Source organism: Lacinutrix sp. WUR7 (assembly GCF_016864015.1).
Lineage (GTDB): Bacteria > Bacteroidota > Bacteroidia > Flavobacteriales > Flavobacteriaceae > Oceanihabitans.
Genome location: NZ_CP045067.1, coordinates 2322265 through 2339725, shown reverse-complemented (window position 1 = coordinate 2339725; position 17461 = coordinate 2322265). Strand labels below are relative to the sequence as shown.

17 protein-coding genes are annotated in these 17461 nt (G+C 33.1%); 4 read left to right on the top strand and 13 right to left on the bottom strand.

Going from position 1 to position 17461, the window contains the following annotated elements:
- Positions 1 to 43: 43 nt before the first annotated feature.
- From FG167_RS10205 to FG167_RS10195, 3 genes are all read right to left on the bottom strand, one after another.
- Positions 44 to 1069, bottom strand: a complete 1026-nt coding sequence (locus FG167_RS10205; RefSeq protein ID WP_203458190.1) for a TrkA family potassium uptake protein — start codon at positions 1067 to 1069, stop codon at positions 44 to 46.
- A gap of 3 nt (positions 1070 to 1072) precedes the next feature.
- The gene (locus FG167_RS10200) at positions 1073 to 1300 is read right to left on the bottom strand and encodes a PspC domain-containing protein (protein WP_055443096.1); all 228 of its coding nucleotides are present in this window, start codon (positions 1298 to 1300) and stop codon (positions 1073 to 1075) included.
- A gap of 237 nt (positions 1301 to 1537) precedes the next feature.
- Positions 1538 to 2824 carry a DUF2851 family protein gene (locus FG167_RS10195; protein ID WP_370568377.1) on the bottom strand — a complete coding sequence of 429 codons (1287 nt, stop codon included), beginning with the start codon at positions 2822 to 2824 and terminating at the stop codon, positions 1538 to 1540.
- Between the two features lie 91 nt (positions 2825 to 2915).
- On the opposite strand from FG167_RS10195, the gene FG167_RS10190 reads away from it, so the two are divergent.
- Positions 2916 to 3404: an ATP-binding protein gene (locus FG167_RS10190; RefSeq protein ID WP_203458189.1), complete on the top strand. Its 489-nt coding sequence runs from the start codon at positions 2916 to 2918 to the stop codon at positions 3402 to 3404.
- A gap of 218 nt (positions 3405 to 3622) precedes the next feature.
- A complete protein-coding gene (locus FG167_RS10185; RefSeq protein WP_203458188.1) occupies positions 3623 to 4342 on the top strand; it encodes a 3-ketoacyl-ACP reductase in 720 nt (239 codons plus the stop codon).
- 161 nt (positions 4343 to 4503) lie between these two features.
- On the opposite strand, the gene FG167_RS10180 is transcribed toward FG167_RS10185, so the two are convergent.
- Both FG167_RS10180 and FG167_RS10175 read right to left on the bottom strand, forming a co-directional pair.
- Positions 4504 to 5484 (bottom strand): PLP-dependent cysteine synthase family protein, encoded by a 981-nt coding sequence (locus FG167_RS10180; protein ID WP_203458187.1) that lies wholly within the window; start codon positions 5482 to 5484, stop codon positions 4504 to 4506.
- Positions 5485 to 5850: 366 nt separating this feature from the next.
- The gene (locus FG167_RS10175) at positions 5851 to 7086 is read right to left on the bottom strand and encodes an FtsX-like permease family protein (protein ID WP_203458186.1); all 1236 of its coding nucleotides are present in this window, start codon (positions 7084 to 7086) and stop codon (positions 5851 to 5853) included.
- Positions 7087 to 7094: 8 nt separating this feature from the next.
- Here FG167_RS10175 and FG167_RS10170 point away from each other — a divergent pair, with 8 nt between their 5' ends.
- Positions 7095 to 8411: an exo-beta-N-acetylmuramidase NamZ domain-containing protein gene (locus FG167_RS10170; protein WP_203458185.1), complete on the top strand. Its 1317-nt coding sequence runs from the start codon at positions 7095 to 7097 to the stop codon at positions 8409 to 8411.
- 69 nt (positions 8412 to 8480) lie between these two features.
- On the opposite strand, the gene FG167_RS10165 is transcribed toward FG167_RS10170, so the two are convergent.
- From FG167_RS10165 to FG167_RS10150, 4 genes are all read right to left on the bottom strand, one after another.
- Positions 8481 to 9431: a hypothetical protein gene (locus FG167_RS10165; RefSeq protein ID WP_203458184.1), complete on the bottom strand. Its 951-nt coding sequence runs from the start codon at positions 9429 to 9431 to the stop codon at positions 8481 to 8483.
- A gap of 267 nt (positions 9432 to 9698) precedes the next feature.
- Entirely contained in the window at positions 9699 to 10523 is an 825-nt protein-coding gene (locus tag FG167_RS10160) for a glycerophosphodiester phosphodiesterase family protein (protein WP_203458183.1), read from the bottom strand.
- 15 nt (positions 10524 to 10538) lie between these two features.
- Entirely contained in the window at positions 10539 to 11381 is an 843-nt protein-coding gene (locus FG167_RS10155; RefSeq protein ID WP_203458182.1) for a sterol desaturase family protein, read from the bottom strand.
- A gap of 107 nt (positions 11382 to 11488) precedes the next feature.
- Positions 11489 to 11983 carry a YkgJ family cysteine cluster protein gene (locus FG167_RS10150; RefSeq protein ID WP_203458181.1) on the bottom strand — a complete coding sequence of 165 codons (495 nt, stop codon included), beginning with the start codon at positions 11981 to 11983 and terminating at the stop codon, positions 11489 to 11491.
- A 193-nt stretch (positions 11984 to 12176) separates the two neighbouring features.
- Between FG167_RS10150 and FG167_RS10145 the strand changes: the two genes are divergently transcribed.
- Positions 12177 to 12875 (top strand): bifunctional 2-polyprenyl-6-hydroxyphenol methylase/3-demethylubiquinol 3-O-methyltransferase UbiG, encoded by a 699-nt coding sequence (locus FG167_RS10145; RefSeq protein ID WP_203458180.1) that lies wholly within the window; start codon positions 12177 to 12179, stop codon positions 12873 to 12875.
- Here the strand turns inward: FG167_RS10145 and FG167_RS10140 are convergent.
- The 4 genes from FG167_RS10140 to FG167_RS10125 form a co-directional block, all read right to left on the bottom strand.
- On the bottom strand, positions 12872 to 13213 hold the full coding sequence (locus FG167_RS10140) for a hypothetical protein (protein ID WP_203458179.1): 342 nt from the start codon (positions 13211 to 13213) through the stop codon (positions 12872 to 12874). The genes FG167_RS10145 and FG167_RS10140 overlap by 4 nt on opposite strands.
- Position 13214: 1 nt before the next feature.
- Positions 13215 to 13745: a DUF2059 domain-containing protein gene (locus FG167_RS10135; protein ID WP_203458178.1), complete on the bottom strand. Its 531-nt coding sequence runs from the start codon at positions 13743 to 13745 to the stop codon at positions 13215 to 13217.
- 58 nt (positions 13746 to 13803) lie between these two features.
- Positions 13804 to 15426: an amidohydrolase gene (locus FG167_RS10130; protein WP_203458177.1), complete on the bottom strand. Its 1623-nt coding sequence runs from the start codon at positions 15424 to 15426 to the stop codon at positions 13804 to 13806.
- Positions 15427 to 15617: 191 nt separating this feature from the next.
- A complete protein-coding gene (locus FG167_RS10125) occupies positions 15618 to 17375 on the bottom strand; it encodes a TonB-dependent receptor (protein ID WP_203458176.1) in 1758 nt (585 codons plus the stop codon).
- Positions 17376 to 17461: the final 86 nt, after the last annotated feature.

The following is a 17461-nucleotide window of genomic DNA, read 5'->3' as shown; positions in this document are numbered from 1 at the left end:
AAAAAAAATGATTTTTTAAAGCATAACCTGTTAAAATAGGAGTCTAGTGTAAGTTATACACGGTATTTAATTCTTTGATTTGTTCTGGTCTGCCAAGTACAATTATCTTAGCATTAGCTTCTAACTTCTGATCTGCTTCTGGATTTACAATATATTCTCCATCCCCATTTTTATATCCTATTACATTGCATCCTGTCTTTCTACGTAAGTCTAAATCTTTTATCGTTTGAATACTCGCATTAGTATTATAGAGTTTACTTACTTGAATTTCTTCTACATTAATATTTGAATTCCCAACAACTCCAAGGTTATCTATAAACTCAATCAAATCAGGAATAACAACCAAAGAAGCCATATGATCGCCACCAATTCTATCTGGAAGTATTACATTATTTGCTCCTGCAAATTTTAGTTTTTTATAAGATGTTTCTTCAGATGCTCTACTAATAATACGCATGTTTGTATTCATCTGTCTTGCAGAAAGCACCACAAACAAATTATCTGCATCACTTGGTAAAGCAGAAATCAAAGTATTTGCTCTCTCAATTCCAGCTTGCAATAAAACTTCATCTTCATTTGCATTTCCAAAAATAAAAGGCAGTTCTTCGCTTTCAAATTTATCGATGGTTTCTTTATTTTTTTCAATAACAACAAAAGGTTTATTATAAGCTAGTAGTTTTTTAGCTGCTTGTTTTCCGTTTCTTCCATAACCACAAATAATAATATGGTTTGCTAGCTCATTTATGGTTTTCTGCATCTTTTTTTGTTTTAATTCTTCCAAATTATTTTTGCTTAAAATATATTCTGTAATCACAGATAAGGCGTACCCAACAATTATTATACTAGTTAGTATTAAGAAAATAGTAAATATTTTAGATACTGGATCTAGAGGTTGCACTTCACCAAAACCGACAGTTGTAATGGTTATTACTGTCATGTAAAAGGCGTCAATCCAAGAATAATGTGACAATAGTTTAAATCCTAATACCCCAACAAAGAGTAGTATTACTAGCAAACTTACTGCTGTATAAATTCTGGTTCTAAAAAATCTTAAAAAAGGGCTAATCATACGTTATAGGTCGAAAACCGAAGTTCGTTTTGTATACACAATATCTTTTATTTTTATCCAGAAAGCTAAAAACAAATACAAAGCAAAGCCAAAACCTACGGTAACAAAAGTTAGATATATAAACGAAGTTCTTACCACTTTTGCTCGCATACCAAATCTATCTGCAATACGCTGACAAACATAATAACCATGTTTTTGAAAATATAAGAGAATGCGATAAAAAATGTTCATGACTGCAATTTAGTTAATTGTCCTGAATTTATTCTAAATCCAGATTTAAAAATAAAGAAATCCATAGTTATTGTTTTGTTTTTACAACGAATACACGAATGTTTTTCTGAAGAATTATTTTTAAATATTATATATAAACTCGACATATTGAAATTGGAAACACTGCCACTAAATACTGTGACTGAATACTGGGACTGAATACTGAGACTGAGACTGAGACTGAGACTGAGACTGAACTTACCTCTTTATCAAACTGCTTCCAATTGCACATTGCAAACATTTATTTTTATCACAATATTCGGTTTTAAGCTGCAATAATGCTTGACTATGCATAGCAGAATTCCCTAAAGGTTTTAGATCTTGAAATTTGGTAACAATGCTATTTTTCTCGGAAGCTATCTCTTGAATAATACTAATAATGGCATCCGTTAGCTCTTTTCCTTGTTGTTTTGCAAAACTAAACTGAATAGGCACAATGGTATTTATAATAAGTAAATCTATAAACGACTTTGTAATTCTTTTTTTAGATGCTTTAGAAACTTTACCAAACGTAAAGTGAATTTCCCAATATGAAGAAGTAACAACGGTAAACAAGTTATAAATTTCTGCTTTACTAGTTGCGCAAATTATTTTTGAAAACAAACTACTTTGCGTAGCATATACACTTGCTAGTTGTGAAATACGAATGGTAGGAAAATTTGGAGGTCGTAATCTAAAAAACTGAAAAGGAATTACGGTTGCACCAGACAAGTTATGCTTTTGTTTTAAAAACTGATATTCTTTTTTAAGTTCTAGATAATACAAATCTTGGACATCCTTATCTAACAAATCTGCTTGTCCAAAAAGCAAAGCCTCTAAACTAGTTTGTTTGGCGTGTAGCTTTTGCACTAAATTAAAAGGGAACGAACTCGCAAGACTTAAAAAAGCATCGCCATTTACTTTTAGCCCGAAGTTTTTAGCAAGCATTTTAAAAAGAACCGCTTCCCAATTATTCTTACTGGATTGCAGTAATTGTGTAATTGCTGTAGATTTTCGTTCTAAACGTTCAAAGTACAAACGCTCTAACCAATTGCTTACCACAAAATCACTGATACTTGCAAAATCGTTTTCACAATTGATCCATTTTTGTTTTTTACTAAACAGCTTTTGATAATTCTGTAAAGCCGTTTTACTAACCACATCTTTAAGAACTAAAGTTGGAATTACGGTATTGTCTTTTCGGTGTATTTCAGTATCATGCTCCCAAACTACATGCAGGATAACACTATCATAATTTTTGTCTTGCTCATGGTTGTGTAAAAACCAATCACTAGATTTTATATGAATCTCTACATTACCTGCCCAAAGTTGGTCGGCAATTTTAATTTGTGCATTAAAAAAATCTGGTCCCGTATTATGGTTGTGCGCACCAACTTGTATCACAGAAACAGGTTCTTGTGCGACTGTCTGTAAATTGGTTAGCGCAAATTTTTTGTATTGCCAAATATAATGTAGAAAATTTTCTATCATTATACTAAAGTACATAATGTGTTTTACATGGCAAAAAATACTTCATTCTATGTATTTTTATTTTTCAAAAAAATAGAATAATTTTGTTAATCATAGCTATTATAAAATGATCCACCTCATTATAGGCAACACAGGTTCCGGAAAAACCACCTACTCCAACCAACTAAAGAAAGAAACCAAAGGCATTCTCTTTTCTATAGACACCTGGAACAATACTTTATTTCTCGCGGATAAGAAAACGGAAGATGGATTAGATTGGTTTTTAGAACGTATTGAAAGAGCTGAAATGATTATTCTAGATTTGGTAACACAACTAGAAAACGGCAATACCGATGCCATTCTAGATTTAGGGCTTTCTAAATTTTCGCATCGTGCAAAGTTTAGAAAATTTGCTTCAAAACATGGTTTTGAAATTAAAACCCATTTTTTAGATATTAGTAAAAAAACTAGACTAGAACGCGTATTAAAAAGAAACGAAGAAAAAGGAGACACTTTTGAATTTGAAGTAACCCAAGAAAACTTTGATTTTATGGAATCCTGGTTTGAAAAACCTACGGCTATTGAAATGAAAGATGGAGTAACAATTACAGCGTGAAAAAGCAAACATGTACTGGACACGATTTTTTCAAAAATCACTCGAACTGGTGCAATAAATTCGATTTGTGTTAGCTTCACGAGATTGACTTGTTCCTTTTGCTCCTCACAATGACATAATTTGCTGTTAAGAATGCCTTATAAATTCGGTTATAACTATTGACATCACTATTTTTGTATCCATTATCACTTCACTATTAATAGAAAAAAATAACACAAATGAAAAAATTAAAAAATAAAAAAGCAATAATTACTGGAGGAGGAAGAGGCCTAGGAAAAGCAACTGCAATTGCATTTGCCAAAGAAGGAATAGATGTAGCTATAACAGGTAGAAACGAAGCAGTTTTAAAAGAAACCGTTGCCGAAATAAAAGCTTTAGGTGTAAACGCTGTTTATGCGGTTTTTGATGTTGGTAATTATGACGAAGTAAAAAAAGGAGTTAAAGATTTAGTAGATGCACTTGGATCTGTAGATATTTTGGTAAACAATGCAGGAATTGCTGCTTTTGGTACTTTAAATGAAATGGATGTAGAACAATGGAGTGCGATAATACAAACCAACGTAATGGGAATGTATTATGTTACTAAAGAGGTTTTACCTTATTTAATAGATAAAAATGAAGGAGATATTATAAACATATCTTCTACTGCTGGTTTATCTGGAAATGCAACTACCTCTGCATATTCGGCATCTAAATTTGCAGTTATTGGTATGTCGGAATCTTTAATGAAGGAAGTCCGTAAAAACAATATTAGAGTGTGCACATTAACACCAAGTACTATCGCATCAGATATGTCAATAGATTTAGGTATTGCAAGTAAAGATTCGGAAGATAGCGTTTTACAACCTGATGATTTTGCAGAATTAATAGTTGCTGGATTAAACTTACCAAGAAGAGCGATGCTTAAAAGTGCTGCTTTATGGTCTACGAATCCTTAGTAGATTATAAATCGTAATTGGTTCTCGATACCTTTTTTTAATAAAAAAAATACGCGAACTAACGGTTTAGGTATAAAAAAACCTCCTAGAATTTAGGAGGTTTTTTTTATGATTTAATTTTGTTTCTTGAGATTTCCGCCGTTACGGAAATAAAAAAAGAACTATTCTATATAACCCATTTTTTTCATCCAATCGTTATTGAACATTTTACCAACGTAACGACTTCCATGATCATGAAAAAGAACAACTACAACATCGTCTTTTTTAAATTCGTCTTTTAATTGTAGTAGCCCTTTTATTGCTGCTCCTGCACTATTTCCTAAAAACATACCTTCTTCTAACGCTAGTTTTTGTGTGTATACAGCTGCATCTTTATCGGTTACTTTAGTAAATCCATCAATAATAGAAAAGTCTACATTTTTTGGTAAGATATCTTCTCCAATACCTTCGGTTACATAAGGATAGATTTCTTTCTCATCAAAGATTCCTGTTTCGTGGTATTTTTTAAATACAGATCCGTAGGTATCAATTCCCCAAACTTTCACATCTGGATTTTGTTCTTTTAAGTATTTTCCAACTCCTGAAATCGTTCCTCCTGTTCCTACTCCAACCACAAAATGCGTAATCTTTCCATCGGTTTGTTTCCAGATTTCTGGTCCAGTACTTTCGTAATGTGCTTTTGCGTTACTCGGGTTATCATATTGGTTTACATACCATGAATTTGGTGTTTCTTCTCCCAAACGTTTAGAAACCGAATAGTAAGATCTTGGATCTTCTGGTGCAACATCTGTAGGACAAACAACAACTTCTGCTCCGTGTGCTCTAAGTACATCTGTTTTTTCTTTAGATTGCTTATCGCTAATTACAAAAATACATTTGTATCCTTTTACAATGGCAGCAAGTGCTAATCCCATTCCAGTATTTCCTGAAGTTCCTTCAATAATAGTTCCTCCTGGTTTTAAACGTCCGTCAGCCTCTGCATCTTCAATCATGGTTAAAGCCATTCTGTCTTTAGCAGAATTTCCTGGATTAAAAGTTTCGTATTTAGCTAGCACCAAACAAGGTAAGTCTGCTGTTAATTTATTTAGTTTTACTAATGGTGTGTTACCAATAGTTTCTAGTATGTTATTTGCGTATTCCATGTGTTCTTCCCTTAAAAACGGGAATCTTTTTTTTAATTCAACCTTTTATTCGAAGTGCAAAAATAGTTAAAAGGGAATAGTTAAAAGTGAAAAGTGAATTTTTATTTTGCGTTAGCGATTGAGCAATTGTTGGAGCTCCTTGAAAAGAGCGACTTGTGAAAGCGCGGTACTACGAAGCTCAAGCGAAGTAGTAAACGCCCAACGTATCAAAAAACTTCTGCTGGCTTGCATATTCTTGAAAAACCATTTCACTGAGTTACACAGAGAATTGCCGAGTTTTCACAGAGAAAGATTAACTAGATGGAAGACCGAACACTGAGACTGAGACTGAGACTGAGACTAGAAACTGTGACTGTTAAGAAAAACCTACTCGAAACGAATTGCTTTAACTGGCGAAATTTTGGTGATGATGTAAGACGGAATTAATAGCATGAGTAAACAGAGAATAAAGGTTCCAATATTTAATGCTAGAATGTAACCGAAACTGATATAAACAGGTACTTCACTTACGTGATATACGGCAGGATCTAACGGGAATATTTTTCCATATTTTTGTGCGAATAGTAAGGTTAGTCCTATTAGGTTTCCCCAAAACAATCCTTTTAAAATAATATAGCCTGCATTGTATAAAAACATTTTACGAATACTCCAATTGTTACTTCCTAGTGCTTTAAAAATACCTATCATTTTTGTGCGTTCTAGGATTAAAACCAGTAATGCGGTAATCATATTTATTCCTGCAACGAGAATCATGATACCGATAATGCCATAAGTGTTTTTATCGAAAATACTAATCCACTCAAAAATAGAAGCGTGTTTTTGCTCTACGGTTACTGCGTTTAATAAAGATGGTGTGTTTTGAAAGACTTCTCTGTACTTATCGTTTAGTTGCGAATAATCTTCTAATAAAACCTCGAAGCTTCCAACTTGGTCGGCTTCCCATTTGTTTAAACGTTGAATATGACGAAGATCTCCAATAACATAGGTTTCGTCAAATTCTTTTAATCCGGAATTGTAAATACCAACAATATTATATCGCAATGGTATTGGCATTGCGTTAGGATCTTCTTTTCTAAAGAAAGTGGTAAACGTATCGTTTAAAGAAAACTGCATGCGTTTGGCTAAATCTTCTGAAATTAGCACGTCTTGATTTCTCTCTTTGGTATAATCTGGTAATCTGCCTTCGACAAGAAATTCTTGAAAATAATCCCAATCATAATCTGCTCCTACCCCTTTTACAATGATGGCTTCAAAATCGGTTTCGGTTCTAATGATTCCGAATTTGGATGCCACTGCTTGCACGTTTTTAATGCCGTCAATATTTTTAAACTTAGGATAAAAATCTTGTTTGGTAGAAATTGGTTTTCCGCTTTCTTGCGAGTTATTACTATCGAAATTAGAAATAATAATATGCCCATTAAAAGCCGAAACTTTATCTCTAATTTTTTGTTGCAGACCAATTCCTGTGGCAACCGCAATCATCATGACTATGATACCAACAGCAATTGCAGCGATTCCAATTTTTATTATTGGTGCCGAAACACTACTTTTATACGCTTTACTATCAATAATGCGTTTAGCTATAAAAAACTCGAAATTCAAACTAGATTATGCGATTTAATGTTTTCAAAAATACAGTTTTATTATTTGTTTTGGTATTAATTTCTTGCGGAAGTAAGGCAAAATCTGAAGCTAGCAGTTCTAATATGGAAGTTATGGCTAAAAACGAGATCCTTCTACAAGGGCAGCAGGATAGCATACAGCAGATTATTAGCAAAGAATTAATTCTTGGTGCAAATCAAACCGAAGCCTATTTACCTTTACTAAACGGAAAACGTGTTGGTATTGTTGCCAATCAGACTAGTGTGATATTTAAAGGTAACAAGAATGAGATTGCCACGTCGCAAAAAGCTCCTCGCAATGACACATACACACACCTTGTAGATTCTTTAATCGCATTAAAAGTGGATGTAAAAAAAGTATTTGCTCCAGAGCATGGTTTTCGAGGAACTGCGGATGCTGGGGAAGTAGTTAAAGATGGTATAGATACCAAAACAGGATTACCAATTGTTTCGCTATATGGTAAAAACAAAAAGCCTTCAGTAGAACAGCTTAAGGATTTAGATCTTGTTATTTTTGACATTCAAGATGTTGGCGCACGCTTTTACACCTACATTTCTTCTTTACATTATGTGATGGCAGCTTGTGCAGAAGCTAATATTCCAGTATTGATTTTAGATAGACCAAATCCAAATGGGCATTATATTGATGGTCCTATTTTAGAAATGGAACACAAAAGTTTTGTTGGTATGCATCCTATTCCTGTGGTGCACGGAATGACTATTGCTGAATATGCTAAAATGATTAATGGTGAAAAATGGTTAGAGCATGGTGTACAATGTGATATTACTGTAATTGCAATGCAAAATTACACACACGATACGGTTTACGAATTACCAATTAAACCTTCTCCAAACTTACCTAATGCAAAATCTATAAACTTATATCCTAGCTTATGCTTTTTTGAAGGAACAAACGTAAGTGCTGGTAGAGGAACAGATAAGCAGTTTCAAATATTTGGCAGTCCTTTTTTAGACACTGAAATGTTTCCGTATACTTATACCTTTACACCAAAACCAAACGAAGGATCTAAGTACCCAAAACATGAAAACAAAGTCTGTTATGGTATGGATTTAAGCACTAGTAAGTATTTAAGCAGATTAGACCTTAACTATATTATTGAAGCGTATCAGGCTACAGAAAAAAAGGAAACATTTTTCAACAACTTCTTTACCAAGCTAGCTGGAACTAGAAAACTACAAAAACAAATTGAAAACCAACATACAGCTTACGAGATTAAGAAAACTTGGGTTAAAGGTTTAGCAACTTATAATGCCATGCGACAAGCCTATTTATTGTATAAGTAAAAAGCCTCTAGAAAAAATCTAAAGGCTTTAAATATTCGCAAATAACATTTGCTCTGTGACTAATTTAAACTAGTTATAAGGTTCTCCGTTTGGTCTCAAGTTTTCTGCTCTATACTGTTCACGAGTTTGCACAGCGTAACTACCATTTCTTCTATTTGTAAGGTTGTAGCTTTTATACGTTGTAGAGTCTAAACTAGGTTTTTTTCTTTCTACAACTTTAGTTTGTCTTTCTGGTTTAGCACTAACTAACTTTTTCTCGTTAACTAGTTTTTCTACCACTACACGTTCCTTTTTAGGTTTAGCTGTACGCGTAGCAACCCTAGTATTCCCTTTAGGAGTAACTTCTTTTTTAACTATTCCTTTTTTAACTATTTCCTTTTTAGGTTTTTCTGTCTTTTCCTTTTGTACTGGCAATTCTTTAATTATTTCTGCAACAACCGTTTCCTCCTCTTTTATTATTGGTTCTTCTTCTATAATTTCTGGTTCTGGAGTAATCTCAGCAATTCGTTCTTCTTCTAATCTTTCTGACTCCGGATTAGCCTCAGCAACAAGTTCTTCTTCTGGACTTTTTAACTCTGGTGCAACCTCAGCAATTAGTTCTTCTTCCGTTTTAAGATCTTCAATTGGTAAAAGTCTAGAAACTCTAAAAATAATAGTTTTTTGGTATTGATAAATGTCATCGCTTTTTTCTATTTGAAAAGCTGCAATGGTGTACTCTCCAACAGGAACAGAAGCCAATGGAATGCTTGTTCTTTTTAAACCTCTTTCTATTTCAAAAACTTTAGATGCATACGTTCCAATAAACTCCACTTTATAAAGATTGAAATCACTACTTAAATGTAGTGTATCTCCAGTTCTATTTAAATTGTGTTGTAAACTATTAGCTTCAGAATTAACGTTTTTTGCAATTGTAGAATAAACTTTGTTTTGAGAAAATGATGCATTACATGTCATCATGGCTATAAACAAGAATAATAGCGTAATTTTCCCCTCTTTCATTACGTGAATTAATTTAACCATTTTTATTGAATTTGATAAGCGCTATTAATCAAAATTCTGTCCAAAGATCATATTAATTTACAAAAAAAAGACACTTATATATGGCTTAAGTAGAAATATTCGTTGAATACCAAGTTTTACAGACGAAATACTATTCGACTGAAATAAAAGACTTTAGTTTCCATTAAATGGAAGAAAAAACACAAAACACTTTCGATTTTTTACAAAACAATCAATATAACAAGCATTCCCATTAATACACACAGCACCTTTAATATTTTAATATATTTATTGACAAATTTGTAATAATACATCTGGAAAATCAGTAATTATTCCATCTACATTAAAGCGAATCATTTCTTGCATTTGAGAAGCAGTATTCACGGTCCACGGAATTACTTTAAACCCTTGTTCTTGATAATAGTTTGTAGTTTCTTTATCTAACAGTTTATAATACGGACTTATTATTTCTGGCTTGTAGCTTAACTGTTTTAGTTTTTCTGGAATCCCTTCGGATGCATCCACCAAAATAGCCACTTGCATTTCTGGAGCTTGCTTTTTTATTTCTTCGAGAATTCGTACATCAAAAGATTGAAGATTGCACCTATTAAACACTGGATGTTCTTGAATAGTTTGTAAAACGAGTTTCACAAATTCTTCTGGTTCAGGTGTGAAAACACCATCATATTCGGGAAGCGCTTTAATTTCAATATTATATTTAATATTTGGATTTAATACTTCAGAAGTACTAAAAACTTCATCTAGCGACGGTTTATAGGTTTGTATTTTTTCTTGATTGGGGAATCTTTCATAAAACTTAGTACCACAATCGAAAGCTTTAATTTCTAAATATGTTAATTGGTATAGATTGTACTTTTCACCATTCCCTTCCGGAATTTCTTTTCCGTTAGCATCTAAACAAATATCCGGATTCATATAAGGTTCGTGTGAGACAATCACCTTATTATCTTTAGATATAGCAACATCCAACTCTAAGGTATGCACGCCTAACACTATCGCTTTTTTAAATGCAGGAAGTGTGTTTTCTGGCATTAAACCTCTACAACCTCTGTGTCCTTGAATATCTATTATTTGTGAAGTTTTACTATTCATAAATAGAAATGATAATTAATTTTCTTTTGCATCTAACTTGGTAGCATTTCTGTATTTTTGAAATGGTTGTTTTAGCAAATTAGTAATGCTACTGTTTTCTGCTTCGTGTGGAAAAACATCGACTCCGTAGATTAATTTGTTTCTATCTAGAGTCATGAATGTCCCAAAAAGTCTATCCCAAACCGAAAAAATATTCCCGTAGTTAGAATCGGTATAAGGCAACACATAATGGTGGTGTACTTTATGCATATCTGGAGAAACCAAAAAGTAACTTAAGGCAGTATCAAGCTTTCTAGGCAACTTAATATTAGCATGTGTGAATTGTGTAGCGATTAAAGATAGTGACTGATACAACATTACAATTGCAATTGGTGTACCAACGATAAACACTCCGCATAAAGTAAAAGCAAAACGGATAATACTTTCTAACGGATGATGTCTATTTGCTGTGGTTGCATCTACTTTATGATCGGTATGATGTACCAAATGCACTTTCCATAAGACATTCACTTTATGTTCTACAAAATGCGCTAAATACGCTCCAAAAAAGTCCAGAAAAAATACACCTAGAAATACATATAAAACTAACGGCATTTCGGGTAACCAATTAATAATTCCAAAGTCGTTTGCTTTCACCCAATCAGCACTTTGAAGTAGCAAAAAAGCGAGTGCAAAGTTTATAATTATTGTTGTTCCTGTAAAGAATAAATTTGGAACTGCATGTTTCCATTTTTTATAGTTTAATTTATACAGAGGTAAAACACCTTCTAATAGCCAAAAAAATGTAATTCCTCCAACAAGAATAAGACTTCTATGTAAGCTAGGAATGGTTTCAAAGTAGTTTATAAGGTTTTCCAAATTTGAAATGTTTTGTTTTTAAAGATAGTAAAAACGATTTTTCTCGTAGCTCTTATTTTCTACACAAGTAATTACAACAACTTAAAACAAAACTAACGCTATAAAAACTAGGCTTTTATTCGTTTTTTCATTTCTTCTACAATATTAAAAGCTGCGGGACAAATAGCCACGTTCTTCATGGTAAGATTAGAAATTTGCTGAAACTTTTTTCTGTCTGTATGCGGAAACTCTCTGCATGCTTTTGGTCGTACATCATAAATGGAACAGTAATTATCTGCTCCTAAAAAGGTACAAGGTACAGACTGCAATACATAATCATTGTCTTCATCTACACGCAAATAATTAGCAATAAACTGTTGTGGTTTTTGCTTAAAATGTTTTGCAACTCTTTCTACATCTTTATCGGTAAACAAAGGACCAGTAGTTTTACAACAATTAGCACAGGTTAAACAATCGGTACGCTCAAATTCTTCTTCATGCAATTCTTGCATGATGTAATCTAAATTTTTTGGTGCTTTCTTTTTTAGCTTTGTAAAAAAGGTTTTGTTTTCCTTATGCTTATCTTTGGCAAGCTTTGGGAGTTGTTTTAGAAATTCTTCCATAAAGCAAAAGTAATTAAACTTGTTAATTAGAACGAAGTGATACAGCAAAATAATCAGGATGTTTCGACTGCGCTCAACATGACAGAATAATTAATTAAACACAGATTCCTAGATTCGCTTCGACTGCGCTCAGTGTGACAATAACAATAAATAAAAAGATTTCCGTTTTCACGGAAATGAAAATAAAATTTTGATGAAAGATTTATTCGGAAAAGCCTTATTAGATTACCAAAACGGAAACTATACAGAAGACATTATTACTTCTACTAATATTAGTGATGCAGATGAATTACCTATTCCATATCTTTTTAGAAGTTTTTCTGAAATGCCGAAACTTGAGCAAAAAGCATTACAACTTTCTAAAGGAAAGGTCTTAGATGTTGGATCAGGAGCTGGTAGTCATAGTTTGTATTTACAGGAAAAAAACATTGCTGTACAAGCTATTGATATTTCTAAAGGAGCTATAGAAGTTTGTAAAAAGAGAGGTGTTATTAAAGCCGAAGTAAAAGATCTTTTAAAGGAAACCGAAACTTTTGACACTATCTTATTACTGATGAATGGTACTGGTATATTTCAAGAGCTGAATCACGTGGTGACGTATTTGAAGCATTTAAAAAGTATTTTAAATTCTGGCGGACAAATATTAATAGATTCTAGTGATATTAAATATATGTACGAAGATGAAGATGGTGGATTCTGGATGGATACTACTGCCAATTATTATGGCGAACTCGATTATTTTTTAAGCTATAAAGGAGAGGATGAAAAACCAATGAAATGGTTGTATTTAGATTTTAACACCTTGCTTACTGCTTGTACTTCGGTTGGGCTAAAATGTGAATTAATTACCGAAGGAGACCATTTTGATTATTTGGCCAAGCTTAGTCTTTAGTTTCTTTTCGTTTCTTTTCGTTTCTTTTTAGCTCTACGATGACGTTTTTTTTCGTCTTTAGTGTATTGCGTATATGCTGCAATGGTTTTCAGATTGACTTCTCCCGACACTTCAACATCATAATTTAAATTTGCTAATTTTATCTGAAGTGTCTTTACTTTATTTTGGTCTGAAAAAACATCATTAAAATCACAATTAATTTCTTGCCATGAAACGTGTTTCCCATTCTCTCTACATCTAATATAACATTTTCCTGGTTCTGGATTAGGTGGTAGATCTTGCGAAAAGCTATTCCAAGAAAAAAGACCTACAAAAAGTAAAAATAGAAATTGTTTCATATTATAAGTTAAATCCTTTTTCGCTTAATTTACCTACTATCGTTCTGTAAAAACCACTACTCCACATTTCAGAAATTTTGCTCATAGAAGCATTCATAGAATCTTGAGATCCTGTAATTTTTTGTCCGGTATCACTTCTGTAAAACTCGGTTAAAGCTACTTTATCCCCTTCGGTAAGGTTCCCTGCTTCTTTAAACATATTTTGTCCTGCTTTCGTTGCATACAAATCATTCATGTTTTTTACATCTTGGTGAGTAAAATGTCCGCGATACGCAGAAACTACCATTTGACTTAACTCCTCTAACGATTCTGTTTTAAGTCCTTTAAGTTCGTTCCAAAGCGTTTCTGGAACCTCTTGTGAAGCATATTGTTCTTGCAACATACCAAACATTTGATCTACTACATCTTCATAATAGGCATATGTACCATTGCTCTTAATACATTGTTTTACGTCTTCGCTATACGCATCTACTTGTGCAAAAGTTGTTGTAGATACAATTAAGGCGATTACTAGTGTATATATTTTTTTCATGTTTACTTTCCGCGAAAGCGGTAATCTTAGTTAATAAATATTTTTACAAAGAAAGCAATTATTGTGCCACGCCATCAATAAAAGTTTGCTGCACTTTTATATTAGGAATTTCACGCTCTGGAACTTGCATGATATCTTTATCTAAAATAATAAAATCTGCAAACTTACCAGCTTCTATGCTTCCTTTTTCTTGTTCTTCAAAATTAGCATGCGCTGCCCAAATGGTCATTCCTTTTAAGGTTTCTTCTCTGGTTAATGCGTTTTCTTTATTAAAACCATTCTCTGGATATCCTTCCACATCTTGTCTTGCAACTGCAGCGTAAAAAGTTAAAAACGGACTAACCTGTTCTACGGGGAAATCGGTTCCCAAAGCAACGCGTCCACTTTGATTTAATAACGTTTTATAGGCATATGCTCCTTTTACTCTTTCTTTACCTAAACGTTCTTCTGCCCAATACATATCACTTGTAGCGTGTGTTGGTTGTATGGAAGGAATAATATTTTCGTTTTTAAAATAATCAAAATCGTTGTCTGTTATTACTTGCGCATGTTCTACTCGCCAACGTCTGTCTGTTTTTCCTTCTAGTGTTTTATTGTAGGTATTTAAAACAAAGTGAATTGCAGAATCTCCAATAGCATGCGTATTCATTTGATAGTCTGCTTTTTCAATTCTTGTTGCAAGATTTTTGTAATCCTCTAGACCAATAACCATTGCTCCAAAATGATTATGCTTATCGGTATATTCTTGTTTTAAAGCTGCACCTCGAGAACCTAAAGCGCCATCGGCATATACTTTTACAGATTGTACATTTAGTTTTTCGGTTTTTATTTTTCCTTTAGGAAGGTAATAATCTAGGTTTTCTTTGGTGTTGCTAATCATCGCATATACTCGAATGTTTAGTTTTTCAGCCTTTTGTAAACTATCTATCAATTCGATAACATCTCGATCTAATCCTGCATCTGAAACCGTTGTTAATCCTAGATTAGTACAAATAGTTTGTGCTTCTAATAATGCTGCAATTTTTTCTTGTTTTGTAGGTTCCGGAAAAATGGCTTCTACTAATCCCATAGGATTATCAATTAGAATACCTGTAAGTTTTCCTTTTTCCATTAGAATTTCTCCTCCCTCTACTTTTGTGTTTTTGGTAATTTTTGCTAGATCTAAAACTGCTTGATTACATAACATAGCGTGGCCATCAATTCTGCTTATTGCCACTGGAGTATCTGGAAATAATCTATCTAATAATGCTTTGTTTGGATATTCTTTTTCTTCCCAATCGTTTTGATCCCAACCACGACCTATAATAAAAGGGCTATTTCTTTTTTCTTGAAAGTCGGTAACCCGTTTTATTACTTCGACAAAACTTTTGGTACCAACAAGGTTTACACGTTGCTCATATAAGCCTAATCCGTAAAAATGACAATGTGCATCTATTAAACCAGGAACAATGGTTTGCCCTTTAGCATCGATTATTGTATCTGCTTGAAACTTCTTTTTAATATCGATTGCATTACCTACTTCTAAAAACTTTCCGTCTTTAATTGCGAATGCTTCCGCAGTTTCAAAGTTTGCGTTTACGGTGTAAATTTTTGCATTGGTAACAATAGTATCTACTTGTTGCGCTTCTTTGTTACAGGAGAAGATGAGTAGCAGGATTAAAAGGGAAAATAGTTTTTTCATGGGATTGGTTTTTGTAAAAATAACAAAAGCGTTCTAAATAGAACGCTTTGCTTTAAAAACCCTTCCGAATTTAGCATTATGAGAAAAAGGCAAATCCACCTTCCCTTGAAATAAGAGAAGGAATTGCTTTGGGATTGTGATTTAGTTTTATTTGGTGAGATCCTGAAACCAGTTCAGGATGAAACTACGTGTCAAAAATCAAACTTATACGTTGCTCCTGCAAGAAATTGAAGTCCTTGCACTGGATAGTTTTGCCAACGGTTATATTCTTGGTTTGCAATATTATTTACTTTTGCAAAAGCCGACCATCTATCGTTTAAATGATAACCAACATGTGCATTGGCATCAAAATAGCTTTTTAAGGTGATGGTTTCCGTAGGATTTAACAACGCTGGAAAAGTGATATTCTGAACATCATTAAAACCAGTCAATCCTTTTCGTTCTCCTACATAAAACAGATTTGCTCCTGCAAACCATTGTTTCGTTATTTGATAGTCTAAAAATAGATTTGCTTTTAAGTTTGGAAGATTCCACGCTTCAGCTTCTTCATCTACATTATAGCTAAAGTATTCTGCTTTGACTCCTAAGGTGAAATTTCTATTGATGTCTGCCTTTATCTCTCCGGAAACACCAAAGGTAGAAACATCATCATAAACGATACCGAAAGCGTTTCCGTTTTGGTATGCTTCATCTGCATCAAAACCGTAAGGAACTAGATTATTTCTGTACATTGCTTTATCGCCTTCAGCCATATATCTTCCTTTAATATCATAGCTCATGCCATTGGCTATCTTTCCTTTTAAACCAACAAAAACATTATATTTTTGATCGGTTGGTGTAATGAATAAGGTTGGAGATACAAACGGATTTTCTTGTGCAAAACCATAATAAGTATTCTGAACCAAATCCCCTTGAATTCCACCATAAGCGATTAAAATTTCATCTACCATTCTATACGATGCTGAAATATTTGGATAGATAAAGAACTTACTTTTTCCGGATTCTATATCATTTAAATAAAACAACGAAACTCCTAAATCTAGCGTTAAATCTTCTTTTATCAATTGGTATGTTGGTGAAAGTCCGATATTAAAGTTACCATATTTTAAGGCTTCTTCTGTAAAATAGTTTCTATCAAACTTCCCTCCTAAATAATCGATTCTTAAACCGATATTAAAGTCCAAATCTTGCATCGTAAAATCCCCGTCGGTATTTACCAGAAATCTGTTTTCCCCAGAACTATTATTATCTCCAAATCGTCTATACAAAACGCTAGCTTCGTTAATATACGAATCTGTAAAAGCTACATTTCCTCCAAGATTAAATCCATAAAAAGTATGATCTACATCTCCAATAGCTTCCGCTGCAGCGTCATCATACAAAGGCTGTGGTATGCCATACCAATTGTACTTTTGGTGTAAAAATCCGCCTTCAATATTCCATGCTACATCGCGTTCGTTTCTAGCGTAGTTTGCACTCACTTTTGTATTTGAAAAATTATCATCTAAAAGGAGATCGTTAATGCCACCTTGCGAAGAATGATGACTTATATAACCACCTACACTTTCGGTTCTACTAATGGCATGATTTAAATATACTTCACCTAAAATACTGGTGTACATTCCTGCTGCAAGTGTTGCATAATTGTCATATAACTTTGCTGGTTCTTCTTTATCTACCACTGCTGCTTTTCCTTTTGCTGGCGTAAAAGTAGATGCTACAGGAAATGAAAAAATATTGTATTTAATTTCCTTTTTGGTCGCTGTTGTTTCATCGTCTAAAGATGGAACTTCCTTTACTTTAAAAGCATCGGAAACCGTAGGCGTATATGGTTTTACAACCTGAATCACATCTGGATTTAAGGTGTCTTGTTCGCGTTCTTGAGAAAAACCTAATGTGGTAATTAACATTAAAAGGATTACTAGAATTTTATTTTTTTGCTTTCGCATATTTATATTTTTATTGGAAATGCTTCGACTTTACTCAGCATGACATTTAACTTTAACTTTAACTTTTAAATTATAAGATTCCTGCC